Here is a 14187-nt window from a genome sequence, read left to right as displayed (position 1 = left end):
CGGTTGTAACCGGGGCCTTCCCCGTGTAATTCATGTTCGCCTGCTGCTCGGGATGCCTTGTCCGCTGCGGCAGGGTATACTTCTTCCCGAATCAAACGCCCGATACCCGACGGCGCCGCCGGGCATCGCGCACTATTCGACGGTTTGCGACGCAAGGGGAGCAACATGGGATTTTTCGACCGCATCAGCCAGGGGCTGCAACGTTCTCGCGACAAGTTCAAGGAGGAGATGAACGTCCTCCTCGACCGCGGTCCCGACCTTGATGAGGAGTTCTGGGACGGCTTGGAGGAAACGCTCATCCTGGCTGACATCGGCGGAGCGGCGGCATGCGACATCGTGGAGAACCTGCGCGACCAGGCCACGCGCAAGGCGCTTCCCGACGCCTATGCCGTGCTCGACATGCTCAACGACCAGATTGCCGACACCTTCACCGAAGGCGGCCAGGAGATCTTCGGCGGCGACCCGGCGTGCGTGCTGTTCGTCGGCATCAACGGCACGGGCAAGACCACCACGGTGGGCAAGCTTTCCAAGGAAGCGCACGACGCTGGCCGCAAGGTCATCCTGGGCAGCGCCGACACGTTCCGCGCCGCCGCCATCGAGCAGCTCGAGGTGTGGGCGAAGCGCGCCGACGTTGAGATGGTCACGCGCGAGCGCGGCGCCGATCCGGCAAGCGTGTGCTACGACACCATCGAGCGCGCCGAGGCCGAAGATGCCGACCTGGTGCTCATCGACACCGCCGGTCGCCTGCACACCTCGGCAGACCTCATGCGCGAGCTGGCGAAGGTGGTCAACGTGGTGCGCAAGCGCTCGAAGCTGCCTGTCTACACCGTGCTCGTCATCGACGCCACCACCGGTCAGAACGGCTTGCAGCAGGCGCGCGAGTTCAACCGCGAGCTGGAGCTTGACGCGCTTATCGTCACGAAGCTCGACGGCACGGCCAAGGGCGGCATCGCGCTTGCCGTCAGCCACGAGCTTGAGCTGCCCATCATCAAAATCGGGGTGGGCGAGGGCCTTGACGACCTGCGTGACTTCGACGCCCATGATTTCGCTCGCGCTCTCGTCGGCGCGTTCGATCAGCGTCAGGCATAGCTGCCATGGATACCTCGGCTTGCATCGAGCAGGTGTTCCACGCGCCCGACGTGTATCTTGTGCAGGTGCCCTTCGAGAACATCTCCACCTCCGCCACCAATTGCTACGTCATCATGGACCAAGGCGAAGCGCTTGTGGTGGATACCGGCGCGCCTTCCGATGAGGGCGCGAAGGTGCTGTCGGACGCCCTCGACGAGCTGGGCGTGGACCGCGGCCGCGCCAAGTGGTTCCTCACGCACTTCCATTTGGACCATGCCGGCCTGATCGATCGCGTGGTCCCCGAGGGCGCGCCGCTGTTCGTGGGCGGCGTCGAGCTGGGCGAGGCGCGCGTCACGCGCACCGGCGTGTTCCTTGATGCGCTTACGCGGACGTACCGCCAGCAGGGAGTGGCCCTGTCGGACGCCACCACCGCCGCGCGCCTTGGCGTCGAGCAGCCCCTGTTCGACCCGCAGCGCCTGCGGACGGCTTTCGTGCGCGGCGGCGATACGGTGACGGTCGGCCGCTATGAGCTGCAGGTCGTGGAAACGCCCGGCCACACGCCCGGGCATCTGTCGCTGTTCGAGCCGCAAAGCCGCATCCTGTTCGGCGGCGATCACGCGCTGTTCGTCATTAGCCCCTCCATCGCGCTGTTCCCGCGCGAAGGCGACGGGCTGCAGGCATACCTTGACAGCATCAAGCGCGTGCAAGACCTGCATATCTCGCAGCTGTTCCATTCGCACGGCCCCATCCGCCCCGATTTCGAACAGCGTCTTGATTGGCTGGCGCAGCACCACCTCAAGCGCCTCGACGAGGTGCGCGGCATCGTCGCGCGCAACCCCCGCTTGTCGGGATATCAGATCATCCGCGCTATCAGGTGGAACGTGCCCTTCGACGACTGGGAGGACATCTCGTTCCTGCAGCGGTGGTGCATCGTCACTCAGGGCATCGTGTATCTCAAGCACCTCGTAGCCGACGGCAGCATCAAGGCGAAAACCTACGGCGACGGCGTCCAACTTTACGAATCCGCAAAGTAAAGCGCAGCTCTCGTGATCTCCGTCTCCTGTTCACGCACACGGTATTAAGCGGGCCCTTATGGGCTCGCTTCGCTGTTTTGCCGGCCGAAGGTTTCCGCCTGCCGCCCTTCGGCTATAATCCAAAAGATTGTAAGCACACGTGACACGCAGAAGAGGCGCTTCATGTTCGATAACCTTTCCGATCGCCTGCAAGGCATCTTCTCGGGCCTGCGCGGCAAGGGCCGCCTGACCGAGGACGACATCAACACCGCCATGCGCGAGGTGCGCATGGCCATGCTCGAAGCCGACGTCAACTTCAAGGTGGTCAAGCAGTTCGTGGCGCGCACGAAGGAGCGCTGCCTTGACGCCGAGGTGCTCGACTCCCTGTCCCCGACGCAAAACGTCATCAAGATCGTCACCGACGAGCTCACCGAGTTGCTCGGCCGCACCGATAGCAAGCTGGTGCTCTCCAGCCGCATCCCCAACGTCATCATGTTGGTGGGCCTGCAGGGCTCTGGTAAAACCACCGCGGCCGCTAAGCTGGCGTACCGTCTGAAGCAGGAAGGCCACAGCCCGCTGCTGGCTGCTTGCGACGTTTACCGCCCCGCTGCAGCCGATCAGCTGGAAACGCTCGGCAACGAAATCGGCGTGCGCGTGTTCCGCGGCGACGGCAAGGACCCGGTGGCCATCGCCAAGGGCGGCGTGCAGGACGCCATCGACAACCTGCGCGACGTGGTCATCGTCGACACGGCGGGCCGCTTGCACGTAGACGAGCAGATGATGGAAGAGGCCCAGGCCATCAAGTCGGCGGTCAAACCCGACCAGATCCTCATGGTCGTCGACGCCATGACCGGCCAGGACGTGGTCAACGTGGCCGCGGCCTTCTCCGAACGCGTCGATTTCGACGGCGTCATCATGTCGAAGATGGACGGCGACGCCCGCGGCGGCGGCGCGCTTTCCATCCGCGAGGTCACGGGCAAGCCAATCAAGTTCATCAGCGCCGGCGAGAAGCCCGATTCGCTCGAGGAGTTCCATCCCGACCGCATGGCCCGCCGTATCCTGGGCATGGGCGACATGCTCAGCCTCATCGAGTCTGCCGTGAAGGTTCAGCAGCAGGAAGAGGAGCAGGCCGAGACCGAGCGTCTCATGAAAAGCCAGCTCACGCTCAACGACTTTGTCACCATGAACCGCCAGATCCGCAAGATGGGCGGCGTCTCCAAGCTCATCAGCGCCCTTCCCGGCGGCGACAAGGCCTTAGGCCAAGGCCAGGTCGACGAGGGCGCGCTCGATCGCATGGAGGTCATCATCAACTCCATGACCAAAGCCGAGCGCGAGAAGCCCGACCTGCTCAACGGCAGCCGCCGCGCCCGCATCGCCGCCGGCGCCGGCGTGTCGGTCACCGAGGTCAACCAGCTCATGAAGAAGTTCAATGAGACGAAGAAGATGATGAAGCGCATGATGCCGGCCGTCGAGGAGATGGGCGGCAAGGGTAAGAAGGGCAAGAAGGGCAAGCGCCGCCACGGCATCCCGGGCATGGGCGGCATGAAGATGTCGGACTTGAAGAAGATCCAGGACATGATGGGCGACATCAAGTAGCCTGCCGGCAGCCGGAATCGTTCAACCCTGCTGCTGCCGAAGGCGCGCAGTCTTCGGCAGCAGCTTCGTGGACATGATCGGCAAGGCTTATCCCGCTCGCGTTGGGCGAGCGCGGTGCATTGCCGGTCCTGCGCCGGTTTTGCCGGCTCCATGATGTTTCCGGCGGCCGTCGATAGGGGCGCTTTCGGCAACGTTAACTGCCGAGCCTCGCTTAATCTGCGAAACTGAAACCTAATAGGCGCAATAGGGGAGCGCCTGAAAACGAAAGGGGAAACCAATGGAGCTGCAGATCCGTCCGTACACCGCAGACGATATCAAGGCCATGGTGCGCATCTGGAACGAGGTCGTGGAAGCGGGCGATGCGTTCCCGCAGGTCACGCCGCTGACCGAGCAGAACGCCGACGAGTTCTTCTCCGCCCAGACCGCTACCATGGTGGCCGATGTCAACGGCATCATCTTCGGCATGTACATCCTGCATCCCAACGGCATCGGGCGCTGCGCGCACATCGCCAACGCCAGCTTCGCCGTGGCATCCGCCTCGCGAGGCCTCGGCCTTGGCCGCAAGCTGGTGGAGAACTGCATCGAGACCTGCGGCAAGAAGGGTTTCCGCGGCCTGCAGTTCAACGCCGTGGTGGCCTCCAACGAGGCGGCCCAGCATCTGTACGAATCCATGGGCTTCACGAAGGTCGGCATGATCCCCGGCGGCTTCATCAACGGCCTCGGCGGCTACGAGGACATGTTCATCTACTACATCGACACGCTCGACACCGCCCAGCCCTGCTGAGGTTAGCCGTTTGCAGCCGGTCTGGCCGTTGCGTGTCCGCTTTATTCGTGAACACCTGGTGATAACCGAACCGAAGGCTTGTCAATCGAGGCGTTTCGCCTTATCATAAACAACTGCTGTTTTGCTGCGCGCTTTTTTGCGGGCTGGCAAAGAGGATTCAAGTAAGAACAAGAAGGAGTTACTCTTCATGGTTAAGATTCGCCTGGCCCGTCACGGCGCCAAGAAGCGCCCGTACTACCGTATCGTCGTTGCCGATGCCCGTTGCCCGCGCGACGGCAAGTTCATCGACGACATCGGCCGTTACAACCCGCTGACCGAGCCCGCAATGATCAAGATCGACCTGGAGAAGTGCGACAAGTGGCTGGCCAACGGCGCTCAGCCCACCGACACGGTTGCCGCCCTCATCAAGAAGTTCCGCGAGCAGGCGTAAGCTTATGGCAGCGCAGACCGAGGAAATCGCTGGGCTCGTAGAGTCCGTGATCCGTCCGCTCATCGATAACCCGGACGACTTGGTCATCGATGCGCGCGAAACCGAAGATGGCTCCATCTTCGTCGAGGTTCGTGTCAACGAGGAGGACGCGGGCAAGGTCATCGGCCGTCAGGGCCGCGTGATCAAGGCCATCCGCACGCTTGCGCGTGCCGCGGCTTCTTCCGCGAACACCCATGTCGACGTGGAGCTGCTCGATTAATGGGCGCTTGGGTTCGCGTAGCCGAATTCACGAAAGCTAAGCACTTGAAGGGAGGGCTCGTCGCGCGTAGCGTGGCGGGTCTCCCTTTTTTGCTTGAAGAGGGCCTCTTTTGCGCTTTCGTGCCTCCGGTGATCGATGTTCCGCGTCAAGGCACCGTGGTGGAGGTTCGTCCTGAGGCCCGGGGCGGCGCTACGGTGTTCTTCGATACCGTCGTCGACGCCAACCAGGCAGACGCCCTGGTGGGCTGCTATGTTCTTGCACGTCGGGAAGACCTTCCCGATGACGTGCTCGAGTTGCAGGAAGGCGGCATCGAGGGCTTCACGGTGGTGGATGCCGAAGCCGGCACCATCGGCACTGCCGTGGCCATCAACGAAATGCCCGGCCAGCATCTGCTGGAAGTCGCGCGCGAGGGCCAGGAAGGCACCGTGCTCATTCCCGTTGTGGACGAGTTTCTCGAAGGGGTGGATGAGCAGACGCGCTGCATATACGTCAACGTGCCGCAAGGCCTGCTCGATCTGTAACCTGTGGAGGTACCCATGATCATCGAAACGTTGTCCACGTTTCCCGATATGTACGAATCCGTCATGGGCGCTTCCATGATGCGCATCGCCCAGGAGAAGGGCATCCTGGATTTCAAGGCGCACGACCTGCGCGATTGGACGCACGACCGCCATCGCACCACCGACGACGAGCCCTACGGCGGCGGTGACGGCCTGGTCATGAAGTGCGCTCCTATCTTCGAGGCCTACGAATCGCTGTGCGCATCGCCTTGCGGCGGCGCCGATGCGGTCGATCCGGCATCGCAGCCGGGCGCTGCTGCTCCCGTCGAACAGGCGCCTTTCGAAGGCTCCGACTCCGCCGCTGTCGAGCAAGCGCTTAGCGACAGCTCCGCCACTGCCGAGCAGGCGTCTTCCAAGCCCTACACCATCTTCCTGGCCCCGCAGGGCCGCCGCTTCGACGACGCGTGCGCCTGCGAGCTTGCCAAGCAGGACCGCCTGTTGTTCATCTGCGGCCACTACGAGGGCATCGACGAGCGCGCCTACACGTTGGCCGATGAGGTCATCTCGCTAGGCGATTACGTGCTCACCAGCGGCGAGCTGGCATCCATGGTGGTCATCGACGCCGTGGTGCGCAAACTCCCCGGCGTCCTGGGCGCCGAAACGGGTGCCTTGGGCGAAAGCTTCGCCGACGGCTTGTTGGAGTATCCCCAGTACACGCGCCCTGCCAACTTCAACGGCATGGAAGTGCCGGCGGTTCTGCTGTCCGGCAACCACGGCGCGGTCGATCGTTGGCGTCGCGAGCAAAGCCTCGAGCGCACCTTGCGGCTGCGCCCCGACCTGCTTGAGGGCATGGAGCTGCCCGACGCCGACCGGGCATTTCTGCAATCTTTATCAACCGAAGAGCAGCAGTAGCCGTAGCGCGGTATCATAGGCAGCTAAGCGCTTATCGGGCGCCGCTTGCGCGGGCCCTGTAGAAAGGAAACGTACACCATCATGGCCGCAGGTCAGCACGCCAACGGGGAAAAGGGCGGAATACTGCGCTCGTTTTTGAGCCTTCTCATCATGATCGCGTTCGTCCTGGGCCTTTCCTGGGCGCTGCGCACGTACGTCTTCACCGCTTACGAGATCCCCTCCGGCTCCATGGAGGAGACCATCATGACCGGCGACATGGTGTTTGCCGAAAAGGTCAGCTACTATTTCCGCGACCCGCAACCCGGCGACATCGTCACGTTTTCCGACCCCGAGATCCCGGGTCGCACGCTCATCAAGCGCTGCATAGCCACCGCCGGCCAGACCATTAACATCGACGGCGACGGTTTCCTCTACATCGACGGCGTGGCTCAAACCGAAACCTACACCCACGGCAAGCCCACGTTGCCGCTCACCAATTCCACCATCACCTTCCCGTACACCGTTCCTTCCGGTTACATCTGGGTGATGGGCGATAATCGCACCAACTCACAGGATTCGCGATACTTCGGCGCGGTCCCCGCAAGCTCGGTAACGGGCAGGGGCGTGCTGGTATATTGGCCCGTGCCCGACTTCGGCTTGCTGGAGTAGGGGCGCGTCGCCCGATAGTTTTCAAGTAGGCAAGCAAGGACCAGCGGAACCAGACAAGGAGAACCATGTCAACCGAAACCTTCGCCGCGAACGCGACAACGGGATGTGCCGGCTCGCAGCCGCCCACGTTCCAGGACATCGTCATGAACCTGCAGCACTACTGGGCCGCCCAGGGCTGCGTCGTTTTGCAGCCTTACGACGGCGCCGTGGGCGCTGGCACCAACCACACGGCCACCACGCTGCGTTCGTTGGGTCCCGACACGTGGCGCACCTGCTACGTGCAGGGCTGCCGCCGTCCCACCGACGGCCGCTACGGCGAGAACCCCAACCGTCTGCAGTACTACTACCAGTTCCAGGTGCTCATGAAGCCCAGCCCGGACAACATCCAGGACCTGTATCTGGGGAGCCTCCGCGCCATCGGCATCGATCCGGACAAGCATGACGTGCGCTTCGTCGAGGACGACTGGGAGTCGCCCACGCTCGGCGCATGGGGTCTTGGCTGGGAGGTGTGGCTCAACGGCATGGAGGTCACGCAGTTCACCTACTTCCAGCAGGTGGGCGGCTTCGAGTGCACTCCCGTGCCCGTGGAGATCGCATACGGCCTTGAGCGCCTGACCATGTACATCCAGGGCGTCGACAGCGTCTACGACATCATCTGGGCACGCGGCGACGACGGCGTGGAGTTCACCTACGGCGACGTGTACCTGGAGAACGAGCGCGAATTCTCCACGTACAACTTCGAGGTGGGCAACACCGAGTTTCTGTTCGAGGCCTTCAACCAGTATGAGCGCGAGGCCGGCCTGTGCCTGGAGCACAACCTGCCGCTGCCCGCTTACGACTGGGTGCTGAAGTGCTGCCATACGTTCAACCTGCTCGACGCTCGCGGCGTCATCTCCGCAACCGAGCGCATGGCCTACATCCTGCGCGTGCGCTCCATGGTCAAGGAATGCTGCGCCTCCTACATCGCCACCGTCGTCGGCGACGATCAGGACGATCAGAATGAGAAAGGGGAGTAACCATGGCCGATAAGCACACTCTCGCGTTCGAGATCGGCGTTGAGGAGATCCCCGCGTTCGACCTTGATTCCGCCAACAAGCAGCTGGAGAAGATGGTGCCCGCGGCGTTCGCCGATGCGCGCATCCCCTACGAATCCATCGAGATCCACTCCAGCCCCCGCCGCCTGATCGTCATGGCATACGGCGTGGCCGACGCCACCGAGGCGCTGGTGGAGGAGTACAAGGGCCCTGCGGCCAAGATCGCCTTCGATGCCGACGGCAACCCCACCAAGGCGGCCATCGGCTTCGCCCGCGGCAAGGGTCTTGATCCTGAGAACCTCGAGCGCCGCGAGGTCAACGGCACCGAGTACGTGTTCGCCACCAAGAACATCCCGGCAACGCCTGTGGCCGACCTGCTGCCCGATGTCCTGGCGGGCTTCATCACCGCCATCAAGTGGCCCCGCTCCTGCCGCTGGGCCGCATATCGCGAGTACTTCGTGCGCCCGGTGCGTTGGATCGTGGCCATGCTCGACGACGTCGTGCTGCCCGTCAGCTACGCCGGCGCCGAGTCCTCCAACTTCACCATGGGCCATCGCGTGCTGGCTCCCGGCAAGCACGCGGTCGACACCGCCGCGAACCTGCTCGACGTCATCCGCGCAGCCTACGTGATCCCCACGCAGGCCGAGCGCGAGCGCATCATCCGCGAGGGCGTTGCCGCCATCGAGGCCGAAACCGGTTTCACCGCCGACCTTCCCGCGAAGACGCTGCTCGAGGTGGTCAACCTCTCCGAGTACCCGCAGCCGCTCGTCTCCACCTTCGACGAGGAGTTCTTGCAGGTGCCCGAGGAGATCATCGTCGACGCCATGCTCATGCATCAGCGTTACTTCCCGCTCTACGATGCTGACGGAAAGCTGACGAACAAGTTCATCATCGTCTCCAACGGCAACCCCGAATGCGCCGCAACCATCATCGACGGCAACGAGCGCGTGGTGCGCGCCCGTCTCGACGACGCGAAGTTCTTCTATGAGGAGGACCTCAAGCATCCGCTGGAGTCCTATATCGAGAAACTCGACAAGGTGGTGTTCCAGGAGTCCCTGGGCACGGTGCGTCAGAAGGCCGAGCGCCTGGAGAAGCTGGCCTGTGCCCTTTCCGCCGACGCCCAGCTTGACGCCGCCGACGCAGCCGATGCGAAGCGCGCCGCGCGCCTGTGCAAGGCCGACCTGGTCACCAATGCCGTCATCGAGTTCACCAGCGTTCAGGGCGTCATGGGCAGCTACTACGCCGCCGCCTCCGGGGAAACCCCGCAGGTCGCCCAGGCCATCGGCCAGCACTATCAGCCGCGCTTCGCCGGCGATGCGCTGCCCGACACCACGGTGGGCAAGCTGGTCGCCTTGGCTGACAAGCTCGACACCATCTGCGGCCTGTTCGCGGTCGGCCAGGGTCCCACCGGCTCTTCCGACCCGTTCGCGCTGCGCCGTAGCGCCATCGGCATCGTGAACATGCTCGAGGCGGGCCTGCCTATCTCGCTTGCCGCCGCCATCGACGAGTCCCTTGCCAGCTTCGCCGCCCAGGGCGTCGCCTTCGACGCGGCCGCCGTGCGCGCCGAGGTGGTCGACTTCTTCGTCACCCGTACCAAGGTCATGCTGCGCGACGCCGGCATCAACGCCGACACCATCGACGCTGTGCTGGCCGCGGGCGTGGAGGAGCCGGCCGTCATCAGCCAGCGCGCCCATGCGCTCGAGGACGCGCGCGCCAACGATGCCGAAACGTTCGACAACCTGGCCACGGCCTACGCTCGTGCGAACAACCTGCGCAAGCCGGAACTGGGCGAAGACGTGGACGACGCCCTGCTCACCGAGCCCGAGCGTGCGCTCGCGGGCGCCGTGACAACCGCCGAGCAGGCCGTGGCAGCCGCGCTTGCGTCCGATGACTTCGCAGCCGCGCTGTCCCAGCTGGCTGCCCTGCGTGCTCCCATCGACGGCTTCTTCGCCGACGTCATGGTCATGGACGAGGATGCGACTCTGCGCGACAACCGCCTGCGCCTGCTCAACCGCTTCGTCGCGGTGTTCGCCAACGTGGCCGACTTCGGCAAGATGGCGAAATCCAAATAACCTCGGTCACCGGTTTCAACCGGTAGCGAAGGGGAGGCGAGGGCAACTTCGCGCACCCCGCAACGCGAAAGCGTGTACACTTCAAGGGCGGCGGCCGATACGGCCTGCCGCCCTTTTCCATGCCCGCAAGGCACCGTCTTAAAGGAGGACGCCCATGCAAGGCGAGTTCATCGTGCATGAGAACACCACGCCGCTGCCCACCATCCATGTCGTCAGCGACTCGGTGGGGCTTACCGCCCAGGCCCTGGCCCGCGCCGCAGCCGCCCAGTTCGGCGTCACGAACCCCAACATCGAGGTGCTTCCCCATGTGCGCTCGTTCGAGGAGGTCAAGCAGTTCATCGCCGAGCACGGCGAGCTGCACAAGCGCCTAAAAGGTGACGAGAACCTGCTCATCTTCTATACGCTCGTCGACGGCGACCTGCGCCGCAGCCTGTCGGATTATTGCGAGAGTCTGCCCAACGTGGTGGCGGTCGACCTCATGACCGACGCCATGAACGCCATCGCCAAGCTGTCGGGGCAGACCCCATCGAAGCGCCCTGGCGGCCTGCATGTGGCTGACCAGCACTACTTCCGCCGCATCGAGGCCATCGAGTTCACCATCGCCCACGACGACGGCCGCAACCCGCAGGAGATGACGCAGGCCGATATCGTGCTGCTCGGCGTGTCGCGCTCGTCGAAGACGCCAACCTCCATCTACCTGGCCCAGCAGGGCTATAAGGTTTCCAACATACCCCTCGACCCGTCCACCGAGCCGCCCAAGGAGGTGTTCGAGGTCGATCGTTCGCGCCTGTTCGGCTTGATGACCACCGCCGACGTTTTGGTAGGGATCCGACAGCGCCGTCTGGGCAACGCCGCTGTGGCGGCATCGAAATACGCCGACCCCGAATACGTTTACGAGGACCTCGACCGCGCCCGTGCGCTCATGCGAAAACTGGGGGCCATCGTCATTCACACCGAAAATCGCGCCGTTGAGGAAACCGCTCAAGAGATTTTGCGGTACTACGAACGGGCTCACCCGCAAGGTGCTGATATAGTAATACGGTCCTGATTGAACTAAGTCCCGTTTTCGGACGACCTTACGTTAGGAGTAAGAAAGTGACTGCAGAAGTCAAGCGTGTGTACGCTTTCGGCAAGGACGCCGAGGGCAACAACGTCACCGAGGGCAATACCAATATGAAGGCCATCCTTGGCGGCAAGGGCGCCAACCTGGCCGAGATGGCCAACATCGGCCTGCCGGTGCCTCCGGGATTCACCATCACGTGCCAAACCTGCATGGAGTATGCCAACGCAGACAACACCTGGCCCGAGGGCGCGCTCGACACCATTCACGAGTATCGTCTTGACCTGGAAAAGCGTATCGGCAAGAAGATCGGCGACGCCGAGGACCCGTTGCTGGTCTCCGTGCGCTCCGGCGCTCCCATGTCCATGCCGGGCATGATGGACACGGTTTTGAACCTGGGCCTGAACGATCAGTCCATCAACGGCCTGATCAAGCAGACTGAGAACCCGCGCTTCGCATGGGACTCCTATCGCCGCTTCATCCAGATGTTCTCCAACGTGGTCATGGGCCTGGACGGCGATCTGTTCGAGAACGCCATCAACGTCATGAAGAACAGCCGCAACGCCGCTTCCGACACCGACCTGACCGCAGAGGACCTGCAGGAGCTCGTTGCCGAGTTCAAGAAGATCTTCTCCGAGAACGTCTCCGGCGTCGAGTATCCCAGCCTGCTGGTCGACGGCGTCGTCGCCTTCCCGCAGGACCCCATGGTGCAGCTGAAGCTCGCCATCGAGGCCGTGTTCGGCAGCTGGAACAACCCCCGCGCCGTCCTGTACCGCAAGAAGAACAAGATCGCCGACGACCTGGGCACCGCCGTCAACGTGCAGTGCATGGTGTTCGGCAACAAGGGCAACTCCTCGGCCACCGGCGTCGCGTTCACGCGCAACCCCGCCAACGGCCAGAAGGAGTTCTACGGCGACTACCTGGTCAACGCCCAGGGCGAGGACGTCGTGGCAGGCATCCGCAACACCAGCCCCATTGCCGAGCTGAAGCACGTCGAAGGCCTTGAAGAGGCCGGCAAGCAGCTCGAGGAGATCTTCGTCGTCCTCGAGAACCACTTCCGCGACATGTGCGACATCGAGTTCACCATCGAACAGGGCAAGCTGTACATGCTGCAGACCCGCGTCGGCAAGCGCACCGCCGCCGCCGCGCTGCACATCGCCATCGAGATGGAGAAGGAGGGCCTCATCTCCAAGGAGGAGGCCGTCATGCGCGTCGAGCCCGAGCAGCTCGACCAGCTGCTGCACCCGCAGTTCGACAAGAACGCCGAGTACGACGTGCTGGCCCGCGGCCTGAACGCCTCCCCGGGCGCTGCCGTCGGCGAGGCCGTGTTCTCCGCTGCCGACGCCGTGGCCGCCGCAGAGGCCGGCCGCAAGTGCGTGCTCGTCCGCTGGGAGACCAACCCCGACGACCTGGCCGGCATGATCGCCGCCGAGGGCATCCTGACCAGCCATGGCGGCAAGACCTCCCATGCTGCCGTTATCGCCCGCGGCATGGGCGCACCGTGCGTGTGCGGCGTCGAGGCCCTCAAGATCGACGCTGAGAAGAAGCAGGCCGTCGTCACCGGCACCGATGTGGTCATCAAGGAAGGCGATATGATCTCGCTGGACGGCACCACCGGCATCGTGGTGCTCGGCGCCGTCGAGCTGGTGCTTCCCGAGCTCACCGGCGACCTGGACACCATCCTGGAGTGGGCCGACGAGTTCCGCACCCTGGGTGTGCGCGCCAACGCCGACAACCCCGAGGACGCTCAGCTGTCCCGCGATTTCGGTGCGCAGGGCATCGGCTTGTGCCGTACCGAGCACATGTTCCTGGGCGATCGCAAGCAGATCATCCAGACCTTCATCCTCAACGAGGACGAGGACATCCGCCAGAAGGCCGTCGACCAGCTGTTCGAGGCTCAGACCGGCGACTTCTACGGCATGTTCAAGGCCATGGACGGCCTGCCGGTCATCGTGCGTCTGCTCGATCCGCCGCTGCATGAGTTCCTGGAGAGCCCGCGTGCCCTCGACGTCGAGATCGCCCGCCTCGAGGCAACCGGCGGCGACAAGGGCGTCATCGCCGAAAAGCGCGCCCTCATGGAGCAGATCGACGCCATGGCCGAGGCCAACCCCATGCTGGGTCTTCGCGGCTGCCGCCTGGGCATCGTGTACCCCATCCTCCCTGTGATGCAGGTGCGCGCCATCGCAACCGCCGCCGCTCAGCTGAAGAAGGAGGGCCTGGACCCGCAGCCCGAGATCATGATCCCGCTGGTGTCCGTGGTTCCCGAGCTGGCCAAGCTGCGCGAGGTCGCCGAGCAGACCATCGCCGAGGTTGCCGCCGAGCAGGGCGTCGAGCTGAACATCCAGATCGGCACCATGATCGAGCTGCCGCGTGCGGCCGTCACTGCTGACGAGATCGCCACGAAGGCGGACTTCTTCTCCTTCGGCACCAACGACCTCACCCAGACGACGTTCGGCTTCAGCCGCGACGACGTCGAGGCCGAGTTCATCCCGCAGTACCTGCAGGAGCGCCTGCTGCCCTTCAACCCGTTCGCAACGGTCGACCCCGGCGTTGCCAAGCTGGTGAAGATGGGCGTCGAGCTGGGTCACCAGGGCAACCCCGACCTGACCTGCGGCGTGTGCGGCGAGCACGGCGGCGATCCGGACTCCATCCACACGTTCAACGCCATCGGCCTTGACTACGTGTCCTGCAGCCCCTACCGCGTGCCGCTGGCCCGTCTGGCCGCCGGCCAGGCTGCCATCGAGGCCAAGAAGGCCCAGTAGGCTAGCGTTTGCGCAATAGTCGCATCATGAAGGGAGCTCCCGCATGCGG

Annotated in this window: 13 protein-coding genes; all 13 read left to right on the top strand. The window is 64.0% G+C overall.

The window, feature by feature from the left end:
• Positions 1-165 precede the first annotated feature (165 nt).
• The gene (gene ftsY, locus Q0G75_RS05415; protein WP_294415422.1) at positions 166-1089 is read left to right on the top strand and encodes a signal recognition particle-docking protein FtsY; all 924 of its coding nucleotides are present in this window, start codon (positions 166-168) and stop codon (positions 1087-1089) included.
• Positions 1090-1094: 5 nt separating this feature from the next.
• Complete coding sequence (locus Q0G75_RS05410; RefSeq protein ID WP_294415424.1) at positions 1095-2102, top strand: MBL fold metallo-hydrolase; 1008 nt, start codon at positions 1095-1097, stop codon at positions 2100-2102.
• A 162-nt stretch (positions 2103-2264) separates the two neighbouring features.
• Positions 2265-3677, top strand: coding sequence for a signal recognition particle protein (ffh, locus tag Q0G75_RS05405; RefSeq protein ID WP_294415425.1), 1413 nt, complete (start codon positions 2265-2267; stop codon positions 3675-3677).
• A gap of 277 nt (positions 3678-3954) precedes the next feature.
• Entirely contained in the window at positions 3955-4461 is a 507-nt protein-coding gene (locus tag Q0G75_RS05400) for an N-acetyltransferase (protein WP_042434501.1), read from the top strand.
• 187 nt (positions 4462-4648) lie between these two features.
• Entirely contained in the window at positions 4649-4891 is a 243-nt protein-coding gene (rpsP, locus tag Q0G75_RS05395) for a 30S ribosomal protein S16 (protein WP_042434499.1), read from the top strand.
• A 4-nt stretch (positions 4892-4895) separates the two neighbouring features.
• The gene (locus tag Q0G75_RS05390) at positions 4896-5150 is read left to right on the top strand and encodes a KH domain-containing protein (RefSeq protein WP_294415427.1); all 255 of its coding nucleotides are present in this window, start codon (positions 4896-4898) and stop codon (positions 5148-5150) included.
• Positions 5151-5308: 158 nt separating this feature from the next.
• Positions 5309-5671: a hypothetical protein gene (locus Q0G75_RS05385; protein WP_294380487.1), complete on the top strand. Its 363-nt coding sequence runs from the start codon at positions 5309-5311 to the stop codon at positions 5669-5671.
• 15 nt (positions 5672-5686) lie between these two features.
• The gene (trmD, locus tag Q0G75_RS05380) at positions 5687-6562 is read left to right on the top strand and encodes a tRNA (guanosine(37)-N1)-methyltransferase TrmD (protein WP_294415429.1); all 876 of its coding nucleotides are present in this window, start codon (positions 5687-5689) and stop codon (positions 6560-6562) included.
• A gap of 81 nt (positions 6563-6643) precedes the next feature.
• Positions 6644-7210 (top strand): signal peptidase I, encoded by a 567-nt coding sequence (lepB, locus tag Q0G75_RS05375; RefSeq protein WP_294415430.1) that lies wholly within the window; start codon positions 6644-6646, stop codon positions 7208-7210.
• Positions 7211-7275: 65 nt separating this feature from the next.
• Positions 7276-8226: a glycine--tRNA ligase subunit alpha gene (gene glyQ / locus Q0G75_RS05370; protein WP_294415432.1), complete on the top strand. Its 951-nt coding sequence runs from the start codon at positions 7276-7278 to the stop codon at positions 8224-8226.
• Positions 8227-8228: 2 nt separating this feature from the next.
• Positions 8229-10316 (top strand): glycine--tRNA ligase subunit beta, encoded by a 2088-nt coding sequence (glyS, locus tag Q0G75_RS05365; protein ID WP_294415434.1) that lies wholly within the window; start codon positions 8229-8231, stop codon positions 10314-10316.
• Between the two features lie 154 nt (positions 10317-10470).
• Positions 10471-11364: a pyruvate, water dikinase regulatory protein gene (locus tag Q0G75_RS05360; protein WP_294415435.1), complete on the top strand. Its 894-nt coding sequence runs from the start codon at positions 10471-10473 to the stop codon at positions 11362-11364.
• A gap of 47 nt (positions 11365-11411) precedes the next feature.
• Complete coding sequence (gene ppdK / locus Q0G75_RS05355; protein WP_294415437.1) at positions 11412-14138, top strand: pyruvate, phosphate dikinase; 2727 nt, start codon at positions 11412-11414, stop codon at positions 14136-14138.
• Positions 14139-14187 lie beyond the last annotated feature (49 nt).

Source organism: uncultured Senegalimassilia sp., from assembly GCF_934636665.1.
Classification (GTDB): Bacteria; Actinomycetota; Coriobacteriia; order Coriobacteriales; family Eggerthellaceae; genus Senegalimassilia.
The sequence above is the reverse complement of the archived record's forward strand: the minus strand, read 5'-3'. Positions and strand labels throughout refer to the sequence as shown.